17 protein-coding genes are annotated in these 25,739 nt (G+C 36.5%); 11 read left to right on the top strand and 6 right to left on the bottom strand.

Annotated features, from left to right (window positions below; all coding sequences use genetic code 11):
* Positions 1-120: 120 nt before the first annotated feature.
* On the bottom strand, positions 121-897 hold the full coding sequence (locus BC008_RS08095) for an FkbM family methyltransferase (protein WP_036268704.1): 777 nt from the start codon (positions 895-897) through the stop codon (positions 121-123).
* A gap of 269 nt (positions 898-1,166) precedes the next feature.
* On the opposite strand from BC008_RS08095, the gene BC008_RS08100 reads away from it, so the two are divergent.
* From BC008_RS08100 to BC008_RS08120, 5 genes are all read left to right on the top strand, one after another.
* Complete coding sequence (locus tag BC008_RS08100) at positions 1,167-2,387, top strand: glycosyltransferase family 4 protein (protein WP_036268706.1); 1,221 nt, start codon at positions 1,167-1,169, stop codon at positions 2,385-2,387.
* 69 nt (positions 2,388-2,456) lie between these two features.
* Positions 2,457-3,806: an oligosaccharide flippase family protein gene (locus tag BC008_RS08105; protein WP_027846646.1), complete on the top strand. Its 1,350-nt coding sequence runs from the start codon at positions 2,457-2,459 to the stop codon at positions 3,804-3,806.
* Between the two features lie 1,590 nt (positions 3,807-5,396).
* A complete protein-coding gene (locus BC008_RS08110) occupies positions 5,397-6,422 on the top strand; it encodes a hypothetical protein (protein ID WP_027845325.1) in 1,026 nt (341 codons plus the stop codon).
* Positions 6,423-6,882: 460 nt separating this feature from the next.
* The gene (locus BC008_RS08115; RefSeq protein WP_027845324.1) at positions 6,883-7,944 is read left to right on the top strand and encodes a glycosyltransferase family 4 protein; all 1,062 of its coding nucleotides are present in this window, start codon (positions 6,883-6,885) and stop codon (positions 7,942-7,944) included.
* Positions 7,945-8,309: 365 nt separating this feature from the next.
* On the top strand, positions 8,310-9,383 hold the full coding sequence (locus BC008_RS08120; RefSeq protein ID WP_082650513.1) for an acyltransferase family protein: 1,074 nt from the start codon (positions 8,310-8,312) through the stop codon (positions 9,381-9,383).
* 317 nt (positions 9,384-9,700) lie between these two features.
* Here BC008_RS08120 and BC008_RS08125 read toward each other — a convergent pair whose 3' ends face one another.
* From BC008_RS08125 to argZ, 5 genes are all read right to left on the bottom strand, one after another.
* A complete protein-coding gene (locus BC008_RS08125; RefSeq protein ID WP_036267217.1) occupies positions 9,701-10,207 on the bottom strand; it encodes a DUF2085 domain-containing protein in 507 nt (168 codons plus the stop codon).
* Positions 10,208-10,474: 267 nt separating this feature from the next.
* The gene (locus BC008_RS08130; RefSeq protein ID WP_201026095.1) at positions 10,475-11,449 is read right to left on the bottom strand and encodes a hypothetical protein; all 975 of its coding nucleotides are present in this window, start codon (positions 11,447-11,449) and stop codon (positions 10,475-10,477) included.
* Entirely contained in the window at positions 11,446-12,045 is a 600-nt protein-coding gene (locus tag BC008_RS08135) for a hypothetical protein (RefSeq protein ID WP_027845321.1), read from the bottom strand. The genes BC008_RS08130 and BC008_RS08135 overlap by 4 nt, the downstream gene beginning before the upstream one ends.
* Before the next feature lie 67 nt (positions 12,046-12,112).
* Positions 12,113-12,382 (bottom strand): hypothetical protein, encoded by a 270-nt coding sequence (locus tag BC008_RS08140; RefSeq protein ID WP_027845320.1) that lies wholly within the window; start codon positions 12,380-12,382, stop codon positions 12,113-12,115.
* Positions 12,383-12,863: 481 nt separating this feature from the next.
* Positions 12,864-14,975 carry a bifunctional arginine dihydrolase/ornithine cyclodeaminase gene (gene argZ / locus BC008_RS08145; RefSeq protein WP_027845319.1) on the bottom strand — a complete coding sequence of 704 codons (2,112 nt, stop codon included), beginning with the start codon at positions 14,973-14,975 and terminating at the stop codon, positions 12,864-12,866.
* Positions 14,976-15,248: 273 nt separating this feature from the next.
* Between argZ and BC008_RS46170 the strand changes: the two genes are divergently transcribed.
* The 6 genes from BC008_RS46170 to BC008_RS08170 all read left to right on the top strand — a co-directional run.
* Positions 15,249-15,449, top strand: a complete 201-nt coding sequence (locus BC008_RS46170; RefSeq protein WP_058184057.1) for a hypothetical protein — start codon at positions 15,249-15,251, stop codon at positions 15,447-15,449.
* A gap of 326 nt (positions 15,450-15,775) precedes the next feature.
* On the top strand, positions 15,776-16,696 hold the full coding sequence (locus BC008_RS08150; RefSeq protein WP_027846857.1) for a ribonuclease D: 921 nt from the start codon (positions 15,776-15,778) through the stop codon (positions 16,694-16,696).
* 545 nt (positions 16,697-17,241) lie between these two features.
* Complete coding sequence (locus tag BC008_RS08155) at positions 17,242-18,084, top strand: tetratricopeptide repeat protein (protein ID WP_027846856.1); 843 nt, start codon at positions 17,242-17,244, stop codon at positions 18,082-18,084.
* Between the two features lie 508 nt (positions 18,085-18,592).
* On the top strand, positions 18,593-20,074 hold the full coding sequence (locus BC008_RS08160) for a hypothetical protein (protein ID WP_235595824.1): 1,482 nt from the start codon (positions 18,593-18,595) through the stop codon (positions 20,072-20,074).
* A 246-nt stretch (positions 20,075-20,320) separates the two neighbouring features.
* The gene (locus BC008_RS08165; RefSeq protein WP_058183417.1) at positions 20,321-22,741 is read left to right on the top strand and encodes a HEAT repeat domain-containing protein; all 2,421 of its coding nucleotides are present in this window, start codon (positions 20,321-20,323) and stop codon (positions 22,739-22,741) included.
* A gap of 202 nt (positions 22,742-22,943) precedes the next feature.
* The coding region (locus BC008_RS08170; protein ID WP_058183418.1) for a CHAT domain-containing protein at positions 22,944-25,739 on the top strand (2,796 nt) is incomplete at its 3' end.

Consider the following 25,739-nt stretch of genomic DNA (forward strand, 5'->3'; position numbering starts at 1 on the left):
TCTTCTTTGACAAGCTATGATTTTATCCTTGAAGCTCTATTTTATGAAGCATTATTATATGCATCTTCATAGAGAATTGGTATAATAGGAGTGTGAGTTCCTTAATTTATTCGGCTTCATTTAATTTTTTTTAAATGCCAAAAAATTAAATGCTTTGAACGGATATTGCATGGCTTGAAAGAAATCCTCATAAGATAGAGATTCATTATCAACTAGCCAATCTTTGATTAAATACACTGAGTAGGAATGCTCCTTTACCAAAAATTCATAAATATCTTTAGGTCTAATGTCAAAGGCAGTTAATCCACTTTGCGTACATTCAAATAGTATCGGAGGATGAAAGTCTTCTAATATTCTTGGTGCACCACGTAATGCGGCAAGTTCTCCACCTTCAACATCTATTTTGATAAAGTGAATAGGGCGGTCTTGGGGTACTATGTTATCCAAGCGCTGACATTTAACTTGTAAGTGCTCCACTTTTCCATTGCTTTTATGTAGTCGTAGTCCACTGTAACCAGAACGATGCGGTTGTACAAAAAACTCTTGTTCTCCTGTTGTATCGCTAAGGGCAATTTGCATGATTTCAACATCGGGAAATTTTTTCCGTAACCAGTTCGCTTTATAAGGAATTGGCTCGATTGCAATATGATTACCTTGGGGTGAAATCTTTCTGATACTTGCTAGTACGGAGCCAAGGTGACAACCAACATCGATACAATTTGATGAACTGCTAATTATCTTTTTCAGTAATTGTTCAATGCGGGCTGACTCTAGGTAAAGCTCTTTGAGCTCTGGATGTTTTCGCCGCTGCAGCGATAACGTTAAGAGACGAGCAAACCGAGCACTTGACTCCAATGGAGTATCAATAACCAGATGGGCTAAATACTCTTTAAACATACAAAACCTAATATATTTTGTAGAACTTTACTAAAAATACAAACAAATACAATCGAGTACGTTCTAGAATCCAATATGAGTTACTGATTCTTGCAAAAGAATAGCTACACGGCAAATAACCGTATTGTAATAAGTTGTCAGTAAGCAAATATTTCAACTTAATGCCGAGCGTATTATAAAACTATATGGCTTTTAATTGTAAGCACTAAGTCAACTTAAATGTGGAGAAAGAGGGAAGAATAGCCTAATGTGTGCATCTAAAGGTGATGATGAAAATAGCTTATTTAGTTAATCAATATCCTAAAGTCAGCCATAGTTTTATTCGTCGGGAAATTGCTGCTGTTGAAAAATCAGGATTAACAGTAGAAAGATTTTCGGTCAGACAATGCGAGTCCGAACTCATAGACCCCGATGATAAAAGTGAATTTCAAAAAACAAAAATTATTTTAAATGCCGGTGCTAAAGGCTTATTGATACAGCTATTTACAGTAGCCCTCAAAGCTCCTATTCCTTGGTTGAAATCTTTATGGTTAGCAATAAACATTGGTAGAAGCTCACAGCGAGGCATTTTTTACCATTTCATCTACTTTGCTGAAGCCTGTGTTTTACTTGGGTGGCTGCAAAAGGCAGATATTGACCATCTTCACGTCCATTTTGGAACCAACTCAGCCACAGTTGCGATGTTATGTAATGCTTTGGGTGGTCCCCCCTATAGTTTTACGGTTCACGGTCCAGAAGAATTTGATCGAATTAAGGATTTAGCGATCGCACAAAAGATTAATCGAGCAAGCTTTGTTGTTGCTATTTGCTCTTTTGGTAAAAGTCAGCTTTATCGGTGGTGCGACTATAAGCAATGGTCAAAAATTCATGTTGTTCATTGTGGAGTCGATGAAAACTTTTTGAATCAAACAGTTAAGGATATTTCCCCTGAACCACATTTAACCTGTGTTGGGCGCTTATGCGAACAGAAGGGACAGTTACTATTATTGCAAGCAGTGGGCCAATTGTCACAGGAAGGTAAAAAGTGCAAATTAACTTTGGTCGGTGATGGGGAACTGCGACCGGAAGTTGAAGCCTTAATTGCAGAATATGGATTGGAAGAACAGGTGACAATTACTGGATGGGCTAGCGGTGAAGAAGTCAAAAATCATATTGCGAATGCTCGAGTTTTAGTGTTACCAAGTTTTGCAGAAGGCTTACCAGTTGTGATTATGGAAGCATTAGCATTGGGACGTCCGGTCATCAGTACTTATGTTGCAGGTATTCCAGAACTGGTGAATCATGGGGTTAATGGTTGGTTAGTTCCAGCAGGTTCCATAGAAGAACTTAAGAACGCCATTCGAAGTGCTCTGGTGTTACCAGCAGAAGATTTGGCAAAAATGGGTCGAGCAGGATCGGAGTCAGTATTTCTCAGACACAATATTGGACGAGAAGCTGATAAATTAGTTGAACTATTCCATTCTTATTCCAAAACACTCGGCAATCTCTGAGCAATCAATGATGGGTAAGTAACAATAAAACCAGAGCTTTAACTGGTCAGATAACTATAACAACAAAATATGACATCGATTAAAAAGCTTGCCTATAAAGGCGCATTTTGGACAATAGCTGGTTTTGGATTCTCCCAAGGTCTCAGATTTGTTAATAATATTATTTTGACTCGCCTACTAGTACCGGAATTTTTCGGTCTGATGGCTGTTGTCAACACATTATTAATTAGTTTAGAGCTATTTTCCGATGTTGGTATCGGTCAGAGCATTGTTTCTAACTCCAAAGGTGAAGAACCTGAATTTTTGAATACTGCTTGGACAATTCAAATTATTCGGGGCTTTGTTTTATGGTTAATTTGCTTAGTTATTACCGTACCTGCTGCTCAGTTTTACGAAGATGAGCGGTTGTTGTGGTTACTTCCGTTTGTTGGTTTTTCTTCAGTTTTGTCTGGTTTTGCTTCCACCAATTTATCCGTACTTAACCGACAGTTGGCTTTGGACAAACTAATGCTATTTGACCTGAGCGCCCAGGTTTTTTCAATGGGTGTAATGTTGGCTTTAGCTTGGTACAAACCAAACATTTGGTCTTTGGCTATTGGTGGAGTTTCTTTGCACCTATTTCGAATGGTGGTTTCACATCAATTAAGTAACAAGTTTCGTAACCGCATTTGTTGGGATAAAAGAGCCCTTAAAGAGATTTTATCTTTTGGAAGATGGATGTTTGTGGCAACAGCATTAATGTTTCTTGCAGAACAAGCTGACCGTCTAATTTTAGGTAAGTTACTATCTTTCCAAATGTTGGGTGTTTATACGGTAGCTTATACTTTGGCTGCGATGCCACGAGAAATCATTAAAAAACTAGGTAACCGAGTTATTTTCCCGACGATTTCGAGACATAAGGATCTACCCAGAGCAACTCTAAGAGCAAAAATTCTCTATCAGCGCCGCAAAATACTGATAGGATTTGCACTATTTTTAGCCGGTCTGGTAAGTGTCGGGGATTTAGTTATTAAGGGACTCTACGACGATAGGTATATTCAAGCTACTTGGATGATGCCAATTTTATGTACAGGTATTTGGTTTTCTGTTTTATTTTATACTAACAGTTCTGCTTTGCTAGCAATTGGTAAACCTTTATATTCAGCCCAAAGTAATTTTGTTAGGTTTCTCATGATTAGCTTTGGATTACCTTTAGCATTTAACTTTGTTGGTAGCTTGGGAGTAATAGTTGTAATTGCTATGAGTGATTTACCGTTGTATTTGGTGAATATATACGGTCTTTGGCAAGAAAAGCTTTTATGCATTATCCAGGATATTTGGGCGACAGCTCTTTTTGTCGGAACCCTTACTCTGCTTATATTAATTCGGATGTATTTGGGTTTGGGCTTACCGATTCAAGCAATCCCAGGATTCAGTTGAATTCTCATCAATAATAAGAATTTTAGCCCTGAAAATAAAAATTACAATATATTACCAATTGGATAAATCCAAATATTCTAAATATATATGAAATGCTGGGTCGTGATAGACCCATTTTTTTAGACCCATTTTTTTTAACAAGCAGCCTACCTTTTCTTTTCGTTCAAGTAGGTATAGCTCTTCTGCGCTTACACCGGAAGACATTGGCTAATGTCCGGGTTAATTACCCCTTTTTAGAATGAGAGAGGGAAGTGTGGGAAGTATGGGGAAAAATCCCAAAGAATATAAAGGGGTTTTAAAAATCGAACTTGGTATAAGATCCAATACCTATAGCTAGCTAAGAAAAGCTAAAACTCGTAGCTTTTAGCGCATTTACGACGTTAGCGGATCTGTAGGACAAACAAACGAGATTTACCAATTTCCTAACCTTATTGCGTAGTCCATAAAATATCTAGGAATGCTTGAAGTCACATACTTGAAGATTTATATATTTAAAATGTTTACAGTATTTTTTATAATGAATTAATATTTACTTGTAAATATATTCCTGCATATAACTTGATTTATGTTTATATACTTACCCTTTGAGTAAAAAATAAAACTATTATGGAAACAAGTAATAGCAACTTCATAAATTATTTTCTGTTTAAATCCGCTCAACTAGCTTGATTTGAATTCAATCAACAAAATACTTATTTAAGGATGATTTAGATTAATTGCTTGAAGTCAGTAATTAAATTTACATGATAAATCAAAGAGAAAAATGAAAATAAATTAGCGCTAAAGTGCCTGATATTTACAGCTTGACAAATATTTCAAAATAAGAGCTAGTCGGTAATTCCTATCCGATAAGTTGACTAAAAATTTAACAAATAGAGAAAAATAGTGTACTATGCAACTCAATAAGGTACTGAACAATGTTACTAACTAAAAAGTACACTCACAGTAACATTAATTACTTGTGTAAATAGTGACTGCGATTATTATTTCTATGTCAGTAAACTTTCTAGTAATACCTTGTCACTAATATTGTTTACCCAATCATTCAATAAGCATTGATATTAACTTCCGAGATAGTCATGTTATGAATTTTAGGAGTCCAATGTTATTCCTGAAAACAGATAACACTTGAAAGTTCTATTTGTTAGAAATTATTTATTCAGGATTGTATTGATTTGGGACTACGTAGCATTACGTTTTTTGTTATGACATTTACTGCTTAATTACTACCTCCTTTTTGGAGAATTGGGATATCTCAAGCAATAAGTCTAATGGCATATACTTAAAATTTCTTCGTATATCGAACTTGATTATATATAGTTTGCTATGGGAGTTTGAAGTTGAAATAAGTAAAGACCTTACTTATATCTTTGAACTACTCACATAACGAATAGAAAATCAAAATTCATATTTGATTTAAATTCTGTAGTACAAAGCGTCCAAAAAAATACCTTCATAACACTTGTGCATACTTTTAATAAAATTCCGATGATAAAAAATCAAGATCATACGAGCTAAGTTAGCCCTGTCGCTAGAAATAAATTTTAGACTCACTACAAAAAGCACCAAGTATTTTGTAAGGGAATTATCATGCTAAAAATACCAACTTTATCCAAATGGTCTTATATTCAGTGGAATAGATCTGTCAAAAAACCCATTGATGGTTACACGATTTTACTTCCAGTCCCTGGTGATTTACCGGTCTTCCTAAAAATTGCTTTAGAAGTATCTGCTACTCAGGACTCTGAAGGTCTAGTTGAAACTCTTGTAATCCCTGATCGTAAAGTGAGTGGTTTTACTGAATGTTTTAATGAATGGAAAACAAAATTTGATATCAGTCCAATTCGTTTAATTAATCCTAATCCTATAGAACAGCTAATTTCTCTTTATCAAAACAATCCCCACAATAATCATTGGTTACAAATTATTAGAGGTATAAATGCGAGTGTTAGTACTCATGCTTTATTGCATGATGCTGATTTATTTGTTACCAAAGATGATTTTATGAAAACTCACTACCAGACTTGTGTTCAACGTAATTTGATGTGTTTAGGAGTTAGTCCCGTATGGGATTGCTGGTATAAAGAACAGGGGATAGATCATCTAACTGCAACTTGGGAAATAATATTTGATATTAGCTGGGCACGTCAATTCCAACCTTGGAAACATCGAGGTCATAACGATGTAATTAACGGTAAAGCACATACATTTGATACAATGCTTTACCCCCAATGTCAAACAGAACCCGATAAAATAGATCGTCACAAACAGGAATGGGGATTTATCCATTTTAACTATGTAATTTGCACCTACCGTTGGTTTCAAAAGAGTAATGGTCCTTTTGAAGACGATTATTTCCGAATTTTGTTAATTAGATTGTTAATTGATGTATTCGATCCATCAGAGTGGTCATATTCTGTGCCAACTTTAGATGTGTTAGAAAAAGGTATTACAGATAAATCGAATCGAGTTACTTACTGTGGTAAATATACTGCAGAACATTATTCAGAATTTCGTTCCAAGTTAGAGAAATTAATCACAAGTGGAATTATAGATGGACAAAAGGCTCATATTCTGCACAAGAGTATCCGTAATTTCGATCTTGCCTTTGGTTGATATTTTCAAATTTTATTTGTCAAATTTTGTTATTTATTATGTGCAAAGGTTTGATTAATAGTTGATAACTTAGAAGATGTCTATAAATAATGTGTATAAATAAACTCTAAAGAAGGGTGTGTTGGATATGAAGATAATGTTTTTTTAGTTACCTTTATCACCGCGCCATAACGCACTAGCATATAATATTAATATACAAGCGATCGTAATCAACAATATCTGTAAAATTAACGATGATACGATGATTTAAAATTACTATATCTGGTTGCGAGTCTGCGGTCAGATTATAGTAAATTATTTTTATGTTTAAAGTTAATTAAATATAATTTCACAAAAGAAAATTTATATAAAGTCTGTTTTTACAGGCAAAGACTTTACATTTTCTTTTTACAAAAATAGACTCTAGAACTTATTATTAGCAGAATAATATAATGCTCAATAAATCAGCTAGGAAATCGTTTTGAAATACCATATTGCACTTAGCCGGCAGTTTGACCTCGAGGGGATACATCAAAATGCCCAAGCAGGAAAACGCCCTTGCCACGTAATGTGGGATATAAGTCAAACTTTAAGAGCAACTGTTTATCAACCAGGTACAGAAGAGGTTTTACCTCTAGATAAGGTACGCGCCAAGGTTATCAGTAGTCCACAACATTGGGCACTAGCACGTCGATTAGCGCACAATCTTGGAAGCAAAGATGTAATTTTCTGTGCTGGTGAGGATGTGGGATTTCCAGTTGCAACTCTTTGTAGCAGTAAGCAAGAGAAACCAAAGATAATAGTTTTTGTTCACAATGTCAACCGTCCAAGATCTCGTTTCGCGTTAAAAATGCTGGAGATGAGTAAACGTGTTGATTTGTTTATGACTTACACTCCTTCTCAAGCAAATTTTCTGAGTGAATATCTGAATTTGCCACAAAATCGCATCTGCTTGTTTTTAGAACAACCTACGGATATATCTTTCTTTAAACCTGGATCGATTTCTCAGAATAAACGACGCCCTTTGATTGCTAGTGGAGGACTAGAAAAACGCGACTATTGTACTTTAGCTAAAGCAACCCACGATTTGGATCTTGATGTCAAAATTTGTGCGGTTTCACCGAATGCAGCTGCGTGCAAGCGAGCTTTCCCGGAAGTTTTACCGGGTAACATGTCTTGTCATGCTTATGATTGGGGAGACTTATTGCAACTTTATCGCGATTGCGATCTAGCTGTTGTAAGTTTGTTTGAAAACAATTATCAAGCTGGATTAACTACTATGTTTGAAGCACTTGCTTGTCGTCGACCTGTTGTCATTACTCGTTGTCCGGGAATCATCCAAGACCTGATTGACAGTGGAGTAGTGCTTGGGGTTGATGCTGAAGATGACGAACAATTACGCCAAGTGATTCTCAAGTTACTAAATAACCCCAAACAAGCCCGAGTCCAAGCCGAACGAGGCTATCAACTGATGATAGAAAAATATAACCACCGTAAATATGTTCAATCTTTCGTGGAACAAATTACTGCCTTTGAAAAGTAAAGTCCTAAAGTAATGCAAATTTATATTTGATTTTTATTTTTTAATTTTTTCGTAAACCAAAAATTATAGTTTCTTCGGTAATGCATTTTGTGTAATCGGTATCGATTTCATGCTTTGTATTACTTTTGTGCTTTATGTAATTTTCATATTTTATGTAATACGATGATTCTATAATCAGCTTCGAGACTAAAAAACGCTTTACTTACCAACGATAAGAAACTGAAAAAAGAAACTGAAAAGTAATTAAATAAAGGTTTTTAATTTAATAGTTATCTTACTTCGTAATCCTGTATCTCATAGTATTGGATTCTCATAAGTTGGTTTTGTTTGCCTTATTAGTTGATAAAGTAAATTGATTTTTTTACATGGCTCGGGAAGCATCTTCAAGAGAATTAGCATCATCACAGTTCAATTCGGGAAAACAACGGAAACAAAAACGTTTGCTCTGGGTTGATTATGCAAAAGGTATTGGTATTTTTTTAGTTGCAGTTGGACATGTCCTCAGGGGTTTAATTAACAGTTCAATTATTCCTAATTCTCCAACCTTAGAATTTATCGATCACTGGATTTATGCTTTTCATATGCCCCTATTCTTTTTTATTTCGGGCTTGTTTGTTCAGCGATCATTATCTAAACCGTTTAAAACGTTTATCCTAGATAAAGTTTATGTAATAGCCTATCCGTATTTTGTTTGGTCCATATTCCAAAGTATACTGCAGTACATAGCATCCAATTATACGAACAGTGATTTATCCCTTACTGATATTTGGAAAATAGTTTATCAACCCCAAATGCAGTTTTGGTTTCTTTATACACTGTTTGTAATTATGCTGTTGTATGGCGTGTTATATAAGCTGAAAGTAACGCCCGCAGTCTTTTTTGCCATCTCTGTTGGGGTGTATTGCTTGCATGTTTTGGATGTGAGTTTTGGACCCTGGGGTATATTATATTTAGCACGTCGTTATGCCTTATATTTGGCGCTGGGAATAATTATCGGTAAATATATAGATCATCATGATTTACTTGCTGCGAAAAATCGATTGAGTCATCTTATATTGTGGTCAATTGCTTTAGGTGGGTATTTAGCATTAGGTATAGCTACAAGCTTTAGGATGACTGAAAATATCGCAACTGTTCCTTTGGTCGCAGCTGTTGGAATTCTTGCTTCGGTTGTTTTGGCAAATATCTTGGCGAACTTAAGTATCTTACCTTTCCTTTCTAGATGGGGAACTTTATCTCTAGAAATTTTTGTCGCCCATAGCATTTTTGCATCTGTTTTAAGAATAATTTTGAGCAAAGGCTTTGGACTGAATGAACCGATCGCCCATATAGTTTTGGGAGTTGCTATCAGTATCTATGCACCAATTGCTTTAAATGATATTTGTCAAAAGCTTAATTTCCAATATTTGTTCACTCTACGCCAACTAAAAGCCAGATAACTACATGCATATCTATCAATATAGTTTTATTGATTGTATTTAGGTATGGAAAAATTGAAAAATTGAAACTTTTAACTAGCATATTTTTAAACCCTTACACAGCAGAGCTTTTAGCCAAAGTCATAAAATGCGCTAGTTTCATTTGCTGGGAGGGGTTTTAATTAATTTTGCTGTGCTAAAGCCCCACTCTGTTAACGCCAAAGGCGCAGTCTGTTTTAACTTATGTCCTACGGACACGCGCTTAGTCTAACGTCGACGCCATAAAAGCTCTAGCTGCGCTACCTACAGTACGCTAATGACTTCCCCTCTTAGAGCGCTCACTTCTGATTATTATGTAATATTGGCATAGTGAATAACCCCCAGGCTAAACCTGTAATTAAACCGAATAAGAACACCACGTAATTATTAAAGTTCCACCACCCAAACACTTCTGCTGCTAGTTCTAAGGGATACGCCATCATTAAGGTGCTAGCTCCTGCTGCACCAATCCATCCGTATTGATGTAACCAATAAAAACCCTGACCTCTTGTAGGTATATACTGCAAGCGTGTAAGTAATAAGCCGGTGATAGTTCCGTAACAGCGCATACATACAGCCATAAGGAAAGGAGATTTAAGAGCTATCCCCATTTCTGGTTGTGGGCACACGTGATGACCCATAAAATAAATAATCTCTGCAATTATGGGTAACTTTGTCACACCTGAAGCAGCTAGAAAAGGAGCAGCCAGAGGACCAACTACCATACCCGTTAGGAGAAAATCTGCGATAAAGCTAACCCAGTTAACGGTTTCTATTTGCTTTCTGAAAGTTATTCCCTGCAGCATTTTTGGTTTGAGTAAAATTTAAATTCTATTTTTTAAAAATTTTAACAGTTTATGGAAAATTGTTAAGGAAGTTGAACCAAATTTACCATTTATTTCCTATCCATCTGATACCAATTTAGAAAAATAATGAGACAGATAGATTTATGTAGAGACGTTGCAATGATTTATTGAGTTGGTATAATGCCTAAGTCTCCGTCAATTTATTGCGGAGAGTGGCTCAAGCTAAAAAATTAAGCTGCGGTGCTAAAGCACAGCTACAAACTTGGGTCAATATCTCAACATCAGATTTTCCCAGGGAAGACGGGCTAACTGTAGTAGTCCAAATAAGCAAAGATAGGTCGTTCGTACCCGGATATGCTTAGCAGGACACTGAGCTAACCCCATAATTACCAAGACATAAGCAAATCCTAGTACTGGTAGCAAGAAGTAGGTGGTAACAATGAACAGTATTAGTAACCAATCTCGAAAACGGGATAGCCAATGGATTCTCCCTAGCAGAAACGCAACTGCTACTATCCCTTCAATGAAAAGTGTCCAATAGGAAGCTGCTAACGTAAAAATTCTTAGTCTTTGACTAGTACCTAAAGTTACCTTCGCTCCTTCTTGGGGAATTAGCTTCAATGTAGATTCCAAAAGCTGATTTTGTGATAAAACGTCTGGGTTGAGTCCCCCAATAAATGTTGCGATCGCTTCAACACGACCATCGGTAAGAAAGGTATAGTGCAAAAATGACCCGTCCCAATATTCTCCAGCTAAAATTTTCCAACCAGTGGCGAACAAAAATGTTAGACCGATTAAAATACCGCCATTCCAAGCTAAGACACGGTCAGGATTTTTACTAGAAACCCCAATAGCACAAGCAAGACACCAGTAGCTAATCAAGAATTGATGATTATCAATCCACAACCAATCAGTGGCGTTCACCCACCATATCATTCCACAAATAATTACCCACATCCACCGATCAGTAAGTAAGGGAGGTGAGATTAACATCAAGCCACAAATTACTCGTAAGGGAACGTCTAGGATGACACTACTAGAACCGTAGAGTAGAAATAGGAGGATGGTCAAACGTAGAACGAGCAGATAGCGCGGCTGATTGAGGAGGTCGTCTAAGATGGACTTGACCCGTGTAGCAGCTATAAGTGCAGCGCTGTTAAAACCTTGGAAGATTGGATTAAGGTAACGGACAGCAAAGCCACGGATATGACTTCTTTTTTGTCCAACTTGTTGATGGTTCATGACCAATTTCCAGCTTCTACAGGTTCACCTAAAGGTTCAGCTAACAAGCGATTGTGATTTCTATCAAACCGCAAAGACCACCATTGGAGGCGAATTGCTTTTAAGGTTTTGACTGAATCATTTAATAAAATTGGATCTTCAGGCGTTTTGAGGCGATAGATCGGTTGGTTCTTTAGCAAGATCCCACTAACCTGAATAGCAAATTTCGGGTTTTCTCTCCGCAGTCGTTCAAGGGTAGTTTGACGTTGGACGTTTTGAGGTACAAATTTTTCCGATATCAACTCAGATGCAATTTGTTCTAAATGAATCTGTCTGGGTAGGGAGAGGATGCGACGAATTGTTGAGTTATCCAAGGAATCCAAAGCATCTAAACGTATCAATTGACCACCTTCAGCTAAACCTTCAGCTGCTAACACTCGCATGGAAGGAGAATCGACTGCTGCAAACATACCAAAACCACCACCTTTCCACGGTGATAGATTAGCTGTGTGGGCGAGATAAAATTGCAGCAAAGCCACCAGAATTAAAATTGTAGGAACTAAAAAGCGCTCTAAAAACCAAGTACCTCGATTGTTGGTGTCTTTGAGAGGCAACATAATGAAATGATAGTTATCATATTCTCAAATTTATTCTCAAAAAATTTATTCTCAATTTTTTTCAATACTATTCAAAGGATTCTTCTCGGTTCTCTCTGAACTCATCTCTTCGCTCTTTTCGGTTTTCTCGTCGCTCTTTTCTGTACTCCCGTCCCTCTTTTCGCCGTTCTCGTAGCTCACCTTGTTCAAAATTTTCCCATTTTTCCTCGCTCTCACCTTTAAAATCTATAAAATGAGGTTTGTTTCCCTTAACCTTTATTATTCTTGCATACCCAACGTAGGGAGCAATTAGGAGCACAGACACGGAAATAATTGCCAATAAAATAAATCGCGTCATGGGTTTTTTCTCTCAAAAGTTCAGAGTTTAAGAGTTCAGCTTTAAGAGTTCAGTTTCAAAAACTTAAAAAAAGAATCTATTAACTACTAACAACTCCCCAGAGTACTTTTGTTAAACCAAAAAAATTCGCCACAATTACAATGAACCCCGTAAAGCTATAGTCTCGGTTACATCTTGATAAGGTGCAAGCAGCATCTAAAATTACTAGGCTGATGCTGTCCGACTAGATACAATCTAACACGTTCTTGTTGTCTTTTGCCTGGGACTTTAAAGTTTTATTTTATACAACAAAGTAACAAGTCAAAAATATAAACATAAATATTTTGTAGAGCAGACCAGGAGGGGCTGGTTTTCCCCTCCAACAAAATAAACTGACGCTCACAAAATCAAAATGTAGGATTTTATAAGCTTTCGAGCGCAAGTTTATTGGGAGACGTCCCAGAGTTGGAGACCTCATATCGGAACGTCCCTAGAAGCAAATTTAAATCACCTCAGCAGTGTAAGGACTCGTCAACTTATCTAACTGCTGTACCAACAAACTCAGGAATAAACCTACATCTGTCACCACACCAACAGATTCTACTGAACCGCGATCGCTTAATTTTGTTACTACTGCTGGGTTAATATCTACACAAACCATTTTTACTCCTGCAGGTGTCATATTACCCACACCAATAGAGTGCAACATGGTGGACAACATTAAAATCATTTCTGTCCCCTCGAGCAATTCGGCATACTCAGTTTGTGCTTTGATTAGATCCATTTGGGTATCCGGTAGGGGACCATCATCGCGAATAGAACCAGCCAGGCAAAAAGGTACATTATTTTTTACACACTCATACATTACGCCATTGGGAATAACTCCGGCTTCTACTGCTTTAGCGATGCTACCGTGAGCGCGAATTGTATTGATTGCTTTGAGGTGATGGCGATGTCCGCCTCGTACCGCTATACCCCGACTCATATCCACGCCAAGGGATGTTCCCATTATCGATTGTTCGATATCGTGAACGGCGATCGCATTTCCACCGAGTAAAGCTTGGACATATCCTTCTCGGATCAAATGAGATAAATGTTCGCCACCACCTGTGTGGATTACTACTGGTCCTGCTGTGACAACTACTTTACCACCAGTGTCTCTGATTTTACGCAATTCCCAAGCAACTTGTTCCACAACTAATTCTACGCGACGTTCGCTGGAAACACCTGCCGACATAAAACTGAATTCTTCTGCATTACGTTTTTCCCGAGATTCAGTTTTGCGAATGGTACGGATTCCTTGGACATCTACAACTACTTCTTCCCCTACTTCTAAATCTCGAAGAATTTTACATTTAGCGACTAGACCTTTTGGGGTTTGAGTAACTGCGATCGCGCCATCCATACGCTGATTTTTTACCTTTACCCATTCACCATTGATTCGAACTTCTGTAGGATAAATGGTACTAACATAAAAATCATCTGGTGCTACGCCATTTTGCTCGACAGGTTGGAGCTTTGCGTCGCGTTCATCTTCCGGTAAGTTCACCGCACCCAAATCAATTAGGTGGGAGAAAATAGTTTCCATAACCTCATGGGAAGGTGCAGAAACACTTACTTGTGCATCCGACGTACTTTGTCTTTGCTCTCCCAAATGGAAATTTAAAACTTTGAAACTGCCACCATTGTCTACAATCAAATCTAAAGCACGGTTAATTAAACCAGAATCAAGTAAATGTCCCTGCATACGGATAATGCGACTTTCTACTTGGGTGGTAGCATGAATTTCTTCACGAACTGGTTCAGTTACTCGTAGTGTTAAACATTTTGCTGCACCACCAGCTTTCAAAAATTCAGTTAATGGAGTTTCAATTACTTGAAAATTAACTTCGGCTAAACGTGCTTTGAGATTATCCGAAGCTTTATTCATGATGACAATGCTTTCTACGTTCACCGCATTGCAAGCAAAATTTATCGCATCTGCTTCTTTAATTGCAATGCGTTTTTCCGGTGCGACTCGCATTTCAATTAAGCGGTTGGAATAGGAGTCAAAAGCGCCGGGATAATAAAGCAAGTAGCCATTTGCTAAGGGACAAAAACAAGTGTCGAGATGATAAAATCTTTCGTCAATGAGTCGTAAGGATAATACTTCAATATCAAGCCACTTAGCTAAATATGGGTGGGAGTCTAACTCCGAACGAAAACCATAACCCGCCCATAGCCAACGTCCTTCTCGATCTAAAAGTGCATCTCCCGCACCTTCAAAGGGTAAATCTTGGGGTAATTCGTGGACCGTAAAACCGTTATTTTCAAACCATTTCTTAAAATGGGGTTCCTCTCCCTGGCGCTCTTTATGTAAAAAGCGACTTAAAACTGCGTTTTCACCTAACACCAATCCAGCATTAGCTGTAAATACCATATCAGGCCAACCTTTTTCCGGTGGGACCAAGTCAACTATCGCCTTATCCTTGAGAACATGGTAAAGTTTCTGCCACTGTTCCACAGCGCGTTGTTGCGATGACTTGTGAATATTCCCTTCCATCCAAGGGTTAATGACATAGTCAACATCATAGTGTTCGGGAGAACACATTAAAAAGCGAATCGGCGAACTCATAAAAGTTGAACCAGAATATTTGATTGCTACGATTTTCCAATGTATACAGAGTGACGCAGATGTAATTTAACTAGCAAGTATTGCTTTAGTTACACTGCGGGCAGTTACGACTGATACAAAACATGTTCTATTTTACGATCGGGAGAACTCCAACTAGTAATGTATTCTCTGAATAAAAAGAAAACTTGAGAAATTATAAAAATTGTTGATGAAGAGTTATAAATTAGCGCTCATCTATTGCAGAATTGTGTGCGGTAGCTGACCGCTTTTCTAATGTTTAGAAAGAAGTCAGAAGTCAGGAGTCAGAAGTCAGGAGTCAGAAGTCAGGGGTCAGGAGTCAGAAGTCAGGGATCAGGGTCAGAAGTCAGGAGTCAGAAGTCAGGAGTCAGAAGTCAGGAGTCAGAAGTCAGAAGTCAGAAGTCAGGGATCAGGGTCAAGAGTCAGAAGTCAGGGGTCAGGAGTCAGGAGTCGTAGAGACGTAGCATGCTACGTCTCTACAGAAGTCAGGAGTCATAATGAATCCGATTTTAATTATCCTTTTTAAGAATGGGAAGAGTGTAGGAAATCTGGGGGAGTGCGAAAGGTACGGGAGAAATTCCCAGAGATGAAGGGAATACATACTGGGGATCGAAAAACATATAACATTTATGGATTAAACCGAAGTATTTACACGCACATGAAAATTTAAAAAAAATACATAAATGGGATAATTAGTATCAAAATCTACTCAATAATAGCAATAAGAAAATGTTAATGTGAACAATCGACTGCGCTGTAATTAATTCTTATAAACTCCTAAAATGCCATATCTAACATCAGCCAGTGAAATCCGTTCTCTGATTACAAAATATACTCATTCAAAAACTTTATGGATGGATACGGAAGTTGCTGATTACCAGAGTCGAAATCCCAAATTATCCCTAATTCAAATCTTGGATAATGCCAACGATCTGAGTGGTAAATGTACTTATATTTTAGATGTGTTGAATAAAACAGAATTAGTTGATGAGTTTATAGAACTCGTGATGCTAAATCCCGCAGTCGAAAAAGTATTTCATAATGCTAGCTACGATTTAAGATTTTTAGGGAAAAAGAAAGCTAAAAACGTTACCTGTACCTATCAATTAGCCAAAAAAATTCCTTACTACATTTTACCGCTGCCTAATTATAGACTTGAAACTTTAGCGGTAAAACTTTGTAATTTTCAAGATGTAGATAAAGAACAACAAAGTAGTGATTGGGGACAAAGACCACTCAGTGAAGAGCAAATAGAATACGCTTATCTTGACTGTATCTATTTGGCTCAAGTTCATTTACGCTTGCAGGAATTAATGGAACAAATATCACCTAGTCCTGCTAGCGAAGATTTACTCTCATTGGGTGAACGATATATCCAAGTCGAAGAACAACTCAAACTCCTAAAGTCAGAATACGAACACTTGCAAGAGCGCATGAAATCAGCAATGCAAGAACAAAATTTGTCGGAAACAGCCCATCTTCAATTACTTGATTACGAACGCACTACAATGAAAGTGCAATTTCAAGAACTGGTTAAATTTGTCGAAAATCAAGCAATTAATTTAGATTTTCCGATAAATTTAACGCAAAAATTGCAAAAAGATTTAGGGATTAATCTTGAACAATTACCCCTACAGATAGACAAAACTAGTCATTTTCGTCTGAAGCCAAAAAATCAAGACAGCCAATCTGAAGATGATTAAGGGAAGAATAATTAAAAATTACTAGTAACCCTATTACTAGTCACCCTAGGCTTGCAATTAAAATTACAATTTTCCCTTTTTAATTCTTATATATATTTGCTTTATTTCCACAGCACTATACTATGTCGTTCCTAAATCATCCATAAAAATTGAGTTTGTACGTAGATTTTGTGGAACTTTCCTACGGATATTACATGTTCAAAAATAAAATAATAACGCCATAGTAATTTATGGATTAATTATGGTATATATTACTAGGAAATAAATCATAAATAAATCAAGTAATTAAAAAATGTTTTTGTATTCCTATATACTTATGTCTTAACTATTTATCGTTTTGTCTGAAATTTTACTTTAAATGAGATTTATTCAAACGAAAATCTCTGCAAATAATAAAAATATAAATTACTTATTATAAATAAACTCAGACATTTTTATTTGCTTAAAGCTATCTGAATTATTACTCCATAACTAAAAAATAAATCTAATAGATATAAATATTGTGTGTAGATATATTTATTTATATTGAAAAAAATATATTGAAAATGAAATTATATTATTCAGGGTATAAATTAATTTATTGTAGAAAAATATTTTGCCTAGCTGCATCAATATTATTTGTTGCTAGTGCATCTGTTTCTTGTAGTAAAACTGAGGATGTTTTAGTAACCGAAATCGAACTAAATAAGCCTTCAAGTCCTAGAGTTCCACGCGGTAGCGCAACGGAATTCTACGTTCAAGGTAAGTATAAGCATGTTAGAGGGGACTTAAAAGGTGCGATCGCATCTTACAATGAGGCAATTAAGCTTCAACCTGACTATGGCGCAGTCTACAATAGTCGCGGACTTACCAATTTTGATTTGGGTAATAAAAAAGAGGCGATCGCAGACTATAGTTTAGCGATTCGTATCAATCCGTACGATGCAGAAGCATTTAATAACCGAGGAAATGCTTATGCGGCTCAGGGAAATAATCAAAAAGCTTTCAGGGATTACACCACAGCGATTAAACTGAATCCCAACTATGCAGAAGCTTATAATAACCGAGGTAATGCTCGGGCGTCTCAGAGAAATAGAAAAGAGGCGATTGCAGATTATACTAAAGCGATCGAAATAAATCCCACTTATGCAGTTGCTTACAATAACCGTGGAAATGCACATGCTGCTTTGGGAACCATAAGTAAAGCGATAGAAGATTACAATCAAGCTGTACGTCTCAGTCCGAATTTTGCTGCAGCTTATAACAATCGAGGTAATGCTTATGGGGTGAAGGGAGAGAAACAAAAAGCGATTAAAGATTTACAGCAAGCTGCGAATTTATTTGAAAAACAAAATAACCAACCACTCTACGAACGGGTACAGGTTAATATTAGGGATTTGCAGTCTTAAGGATGAGTAAGAAGTCAGGAGTCAGGAGTTAGGAGTAAGAAGTCAGGAGTCAGGAGTCAGGAGTTGGGATTTGGGAGTAAGATGCTTTTTACACCTATTTTATAGCTAGATCCTGTAGAGAATAACTACTTGACACTTTTATAGTATTTTTGTACTATATAGATATGAGTTTGAGATGGGGGTGTAAGAAAAAGTGGAGTTGTGTTTTTTGCTCCTGTACCCCTACATATTTTTTGTTTGTGATATTTGTTCTCATACAAGATAAGTCACTTTTGTAGGGATGCAGAAATGAACTAGCAGAGTGAGGAATATTGCAACGTAATTTTTAGTCATAATTTATTCCTCATGAATTATTTCTCATAAGTTATTGATAAAGTCATGCACTATGGTTGTGAGAATGAATCAGATTTTTCAGCCATTTCACAACTGAAGACAAAGCTTTAAAAACTAAATATTGCAAAACCAAATAGTACAAATTACTTCATACTCTGACTGGGTAGAGATTGTTATGGTTAAGAATTCATCAAAAAATGCGGTTACTGACTTGGTCGAAAATCAGGTTGCAGAAAATCAGGTTGCAGAAAATCAGATTGCAGAAAATCAAGTCATAAAATATCAAGATAAGTCTCTTCAAATCTCGATTGTTGAGGTGATGGAAATTTTAGAAAAATATCGTGAACGGATTATTCTCAATATTACTAAATTACGAGAAGATTATTGTAGACAAACTGTGAAGCGGTTTATCGGTTATCGTGATAAAGATGGTAATTTAACTGAACCTTGGTTAAAAACAAAGCCCATTGATAATAGCAATTATGTTGATATGGGAAAATTTGTCATTAACCATAATACAGCTACGATTAATCTTTTGGTAGAACAGAGAGTTCATCTAATTAAAGCAGAGGATGAAACTATCGCGCTCGAAGTTGCAGGTTTGCTATTAAACGATCTGAAGACTTTCAATAATTATACTATTGTGAAAAATGGGCAAGTAAATGTTAGATCGCTACAAGTCAAAATTAGTAGTAAAAAGCTCTTTGACTTACTGCAAAGAAAGGGTGTACTAAAAAAGGATAATCTACCTGCGACAACATTTGATTTTGATAGTGAGTATACGATCAAACTTGATGGTTTACCAATAGTACCTTTAAAGCAGAAAAAGCGTAAAATCGATGGTTTATTCCAGCGGTTAGCAGAAATCAAAGTGATTTCTAGTATTCTTTCTGCTTGTTTAAAAACTAATTTGGATACTTTTGTCCCAGAACAGTTAACAGAACTGCAAAAAAATTATATTTCTCCCAACCTGTATCTTAATTTTCCGAAAACGAAATCTTTCGAGTTTTTAGATATTCGTAAGAGCCAGAGAATTGATATTGGTAGCAAAGAAATTCTCAATTTATTTAAATTGTATTCTGCAAATAAATTCCTGGAGAGAAGATATCAAGTTTACAATACAGAAACTGGGGAGATTTTATCTAAACCTAACTTTAATATTCTGTTTGAAAACAATATCGCATGTCGTCAAAAATCTATATCATCTCGGATGAAAATTACAAAAGTAGATGATTTCATGAAGCCAATCTTTGATGACTTTATAGGAATAGAAGATAACGGTAAGACTACTGCTATTTTGTCTAAAGTTGGTGCGAAGGATTTGATGCGGTTGCTACAAAAAAGAAATCAAGGTAAATCAATTGACAAGCAGGAAATACTTGTTGCAATGAGAAAAGCACAAACTCAATTGAAGCAATATGCAGAAAAGATTTACCGAGATAAAATTTCTCCTTTAGTATTACATGTGGGTTCCACTGGAGTGTTACCAAAAGGAATGAGAACTGCGGCTTTAACTGCAACTGAATTAGCCACGAAATATCCAGACTTACAGTTCTCTTCAGCAGAGAAGGAAGGAATATTTTTTGAAGTTGGTGAAAGTATTATCAGCATTTATAACAAGGATGAATATTATCCTGTTAAACCTGTTGAAGTTTAGATTATTAGGATTTATTCCTGGCTTTGGTAACAAATAATTTTCATCTAGATAATCAATAAAACACTGGGTGGGTTACAGATAAAATTGGTAATCCACCCTACAATTATTAAAATTTACAGTAAAATTTGTCATTGATAAAAAGATTTAAATTAGGTATTTATTTTGTAGGTAATAAGTATAAAAAAATGTTTAATTATTAATGTATTTTCATTACTATGGAAAGAATGGATATACAGGGTAATGTTAATGATTAAAAACACTTGGAAAGACTTTATAACAAGGATTTATTTGAGCATAAATTTCATTGGTGGTTTAGTATTCATATTTATTATATTATTATTATCGGCTGAAAATACTTTGGCAAAAAAGCCCCAAGAGATAGAAATTATTAATTTGGTTGAAAAATTAGATGCAGATAATAAAACCGAACGAGAAAAAAGTATTAAAATATTAAAAGGAATTGAAAAATATGCAGTTCCCCAAGTAGTAGATACTATTTTAAAAGAAAATAATTCACAAGTTAGACTAAAGCTAAAAAATATAATTCATACTATTAGTGATCGCGTTGTAGATACTTTAATTCAAGCTTTAAAAAATCCAAGTTCACAGGTACGTCGTAGAGCAATTATTTTACTTAGAGATAAAAATTGGCGACTAAAATCAAAAAATTCAGATACCGCATCAATATTTGTCAATCTCCTCAAGGACAAAGATGCAAAAATACGGGGTGGTGCAGCTGAAATATTGGGAAGATTTGGAGAACAAGCTGAACCTGCGGTTCCAGAATTGATTAAGCTTCTGAGGGATTGGGATGTGATGGTACGTTATAGTGCTGCGAGTACCTTAGGAAAAATTCGTGAGAAAGCTGCACCAAGTGTCCCTCAGTTGATTGCACTGCTCAAAGATGAAAATATTATAGTGCGTTATGGTGCTGCAATCGCTTTAGGAGAAATAGGAGAAAAAGCTGCACCTGCAATTTCCCAATTGATAGAGTTGCTTCAAGACTCTGATGGAGATGTTCGTTCTAGTGCTGCTGATACCTTAGGAGAATTCCGAGAAAAAGCCCTAAAGGCTGTAATACCATTAACTAAATTACTTCAAGACTCCGATCCCTATGTTCGTTCTAACGCTGCTGAAACCTTGGGAGAAATCGGGAAAGAAGCTAAACCTGCAATTCCAGAGTTAATTAAACTTTTCAAAGATAAAGATCCCAAGGTTCGTTCCAGTGCTGCTAATGCTGTAGGAAAAATTGGAGAGTCAGCAACACAAAGCATTCCCCAATTAATTAAACTTCTCAAGGATAAAGATCCAGGTGTGCGTGGAACTGCTGCTAGTACTTTGGGAAAATTTGGAATTCAAGCGAAACAAAGCGTACCCCAATTAGTTCCACTTCTCAAAGATAAAAATTCATATGTTCGTTCCAGTGTTGCTATTGGGTTGGGAGGAATCGGAGAGTCAGCAGCAAAAAGTGTTCCTCAACTAATTGAACTTCTCAAAGATAAGGATTTAATCGTACGCTACAGTGCTGTTAATGGTTTGAGGGGTATGGGAAAACAAGCTGCACCTGCTTTATCTCCCCTAACTCCAATGCTTCAAGATCGGGATGCTATCATCCGTTCGAGTGCAGCAAATGTTCTGGGGAAAATTGGTGAATCAGCAACACTGGTACTACCACAACTAATTCAACTATTGGAAGATGAAAATGTAGTTGTTCGCTCCAATGGTGCTGCTGCGGTAGAGAATATTGCATCCATTATTAGGGATAAAGCGGTGAACAATCGCATATCTCTATCGGAATTAAATCAAGTCGTTCCTCACTTAAACAAAGCTGCAAGAATAATCCAAGAACCTGCAAATAATTTCTCCAATCGCTCCATATATAGTTTGCAAAAGCCTTTGCTATTTCTCCAAGAAAAAAGAAATGACCTCTTTTGGAAATGGTTGATTTCCCATCCTTTTATTTTAGGTTCATCATCTTATCTTTTCTTCTTTCTATCTTTGTGGTTGATTATTTACTGGTTAAGTCCTCTATCTTTACTGAAAATCAACAAGTTTTTGCAACGCTACGAGTTTCGACTTCCCAAGCAAATTGGTGGTGCATATATGCGTTCTCGGGATTTACTCTTGTTTAGTTTGTTTAAATCTCGACGTCGAATCATGAGTGCGTGGGTTAGGAAAAATATTATTCCTTCCCAGAAACAACTCAAACAAGCCCAGAAATTAGAAATAACTCAAGTTGAAGCAGATAAAAATATACATGTACCGGCGCTGAAAATTCCTAGGGTCGCTAACTTAAATGAACAGGATTCAATTAATTTTGAGTTGATGTTGTCATACCTCAACGAGTTCAATGACAATGTGGTTGAGAATCAATCGGATAATCATAACATTCATCAAGATGCGAAAACTATTGCTTGGGAATGTTTTAGACAGAATGATAAGCCAGAACCGATTACACGGGAAACTGCGTTAAATGCTTTGGGTGGAAATGATGCGGAAAGTCGGTTAAATCATTTGGAACATCACCTGAATTTGATTCGTAGTAGTGGTGAGAAGAAAGATTTAATTAGTTTTGTTATCAATCCTTTGGCGGAATATTTGGCTGGTTTGCATCAGCTGGAAGTTAGTGGCGATCGGTCTGTAGAGTACGTGCAAAGCGATCGCTAATGGTAAGTTACATCATGTCATTGCGAACGAAGTGTCAGCGCAGGGTCTCCCAAAGGGAGAAAGCAATCACCAGGGTTTGGGATTGTCCACTAATTTCCAGGGACGTCTTCGATGAACATTTGCAGTGAAAACGTTATATGAAATCCGAAATTCGTCGTAGAGGAAATGAATAAGATTAAGGTGTATTCATTTCCGTGCTGATATGAAGGAACAGCGTCAGGAAGCTTATCTGCAATTTTTAATGGAAGCGTTGCAAGCGACAGCAGAAAGTAACGGTAATGCAAAGATTGTTTACCCATTACTTAAAGCAAATATAGATAAACTCAATCATATTTTCGCTGAAATGTTGCGGTATTGGGTAAATTATAAATTTGAGCAAGTAGAAGCGAATAAGACAGAATATATCGTAGTATTTATTGGTGAGTTTAGTAATCTAATTCAGCAGTTTCCTCTGGGTGATAAAGCTAGCAACATGGAAATTGCGATCACAGGTTATGAAAGCTTACTTAATCCCTACACCCGTCAAGCTTTCCCCCGAAAATGGGGTTTAATCCAAAATAATTTGGGCATTGCTTACTGTAGAAGAATAGTAGGAGATCGGAGAGAAAATATTGAAAAAGCTATCGATTTCCACAATGCCGCTTTACAAGTTCAAACACGCCAAGCTTTCCCCCAAGATTGGGCTCGAACCCAAAATAATTTGGGGCTTGCTTATGCTGACAGAATATTAGGAGATCAGAGAGAAAATATTGAAAAAGCTATTGGTTCTTACAATGCTGCTTTGCAAGTCTACACCCACCAAGCTTTTCCCCAAGATTGGGCAATGATCCAAGATAATTTGGGGATTGCTTATGCTGACAGAATATTAGGAGATCGGAGAGAAAATATTGAAAAAGCCATTGATTCCTACAATGCTGCTTTACAAGTCTACACCCACCAAGTTTTTCCCCAAGATTGGGCAAAAACGCAAAATAATTTAGGCAGTGCCTACATAAATAGAATCAAGGGGGATAAAGCCGAAAATGTTGAAAAAGCCATTCAAATATTCAATTCTGCTTTGCTAGTTAGAACCCACGAAGCTTCCCCCAAGGATTGGGCAATGACTCAAAATAATTTAGGCGTAGGTTACTGTGAGAGAATAGTAGGAGATCGGGGAGAAAATATTGAGAAAGCCATCCAATCATACAATACCGCACTACAAGTCTACACCCACAAAGCTTTTCCTCAAGATTGGGCAAAGACGCAAAATAATTTAGGCAGTGCCTACATAAACAGAATCAAGGGGGATAAAGCCGAAAATGTTGAAAAAGCCATTCAAATATTCAATTCTGTTTTACTAGTTAGAATCCGTGAAGCTTCCCCCAAGGATTGGGCAATGACTCAAAATAATTTAGGCATAGGTTACTGTGAGAGAATAGTAGGAAATCGGGGAGAAAATATTGAGAAAGCCATCCAATCATACGATACCGCACTACAAGTCTACACCCGTAAAGCTTTTCCTCAAGATTGGGCAAAGACGCAAAATAATTTAGGCAGTACCTACATAAACAGAATCAAGGGGGATAAAGCCGAAAATGTTGAAAAAGCCATTCAAATATTCAATTCTGCTTTGCTAGTTAGAACTCGTAAAGCTTTCCCCAAGGATTGGGCTGCAACACAAAATAATTTAGCTACTGCTTACAGTGAAAGAATCAAAGGAGAGAAGGCAGGAAATATTGAAAAAGCCATTCAAGCATTCCATGCTGCCTTGCAAGTTAGAACTCATGAAGCTTTTCCTCAAAATTACGCAGAAACCTTATTCAACCTGGGCATGATTTACCAAGATGGAAGTAGATTTACTTCTGCTTACAATACCTATAAATCTGCCATTTCGACAGTAGAGTTATTGGGGGGTGAAGTTATTTATGGTGAAGAAACCAAACGCAAGCAAGTTGAGGAGTGGAATAAACTTTATCAGCGCATCGTAGAGGTGTGCTTGGAATTGGGAGAAGATAACCAAGCAGTAGAATATATCGAACGTAGTAAAACACGTAACTTAGTTGAACTTATCCTCGAACGCGATTCTAAAACTATTTTTCCGTCAGAAGTTGTCACTCAATTAGAACAACTGCGAGATGAAATAGCTAAGGGACAGTATAAAATCCAAAATGGTACAACCGACAATACTACAGCCTTAGCTCAATATATTCAAGAGTTACGACAACAAAAGAATAATTTACAAGAGAGGTATTTACCTGTTGGTTCAAGTTTCAATTTTGAGAAATTCCAAACAACTTTAAAAGAAAATACAGCTGTCATTGAGTGGTACATTACGAATGAAGGTTTGGAGACTTTTATAATTACTTGTGATACCGTCAAAAGATTGAACTCATATACATCCACTCATGAATTACAAGATTTAGAAAATTGGATTAATGAGTATTTAAATGCATATAACAATAATAAAATCGAGTGGATAAGTGGTCTCGATTCTCGTCTAACTCAACTTGCGACAATTTTACAAATAGAAGATATCCTGAAGCTAATACCAGAAAATTGTTCGCGTCTTGTCCTTATTCCCTATCGTTTCCTACACCTTTTTCCTCTTCATGCATTACCTTTAGCTGGTGGTAGTTTTTTGTGCGATTGCTTCTCAGATGGTGTAAGTTACGCTCCTAGTTGTCAGCTTCTACAACAAATAAATTTAAGACAACGCCCTAATTTTAAATCCTTATTTGCTGTTCAAAACCCTACAGAAGATTTACTCTATACCGATTTAGAAGTAGAAACTATTTCATCCCTGTTTAGTGAAAAAGAAGTTTTACAAAAAAAGCAAGCAACTCAAACTGCTTTATCTCAAGCTTCCTCTCAACTTCAAGAAGCGAATTATCTCCACTTTTCCTGTCACGTTACATTTAACTTCATTTCACCTGAAAATTCTTTTTTGCTATTAGCAGGAGGCTATGAAGATAGTAAATTAGATTTAAGTAAATGTCTGACTTTAGGTAATTTATTTGAA

The sequence above is a fragment of the Mastigocoleus testarum BC008 genome, from assembly GCF_001456025.1.
Classification (GTDB): Bacteria; Cyanobacteriota; Cyanobacteriia; order Cyanobacteriales; family Nostocaceae; genus Mastigocoleus; species Mastigocoleus testarum.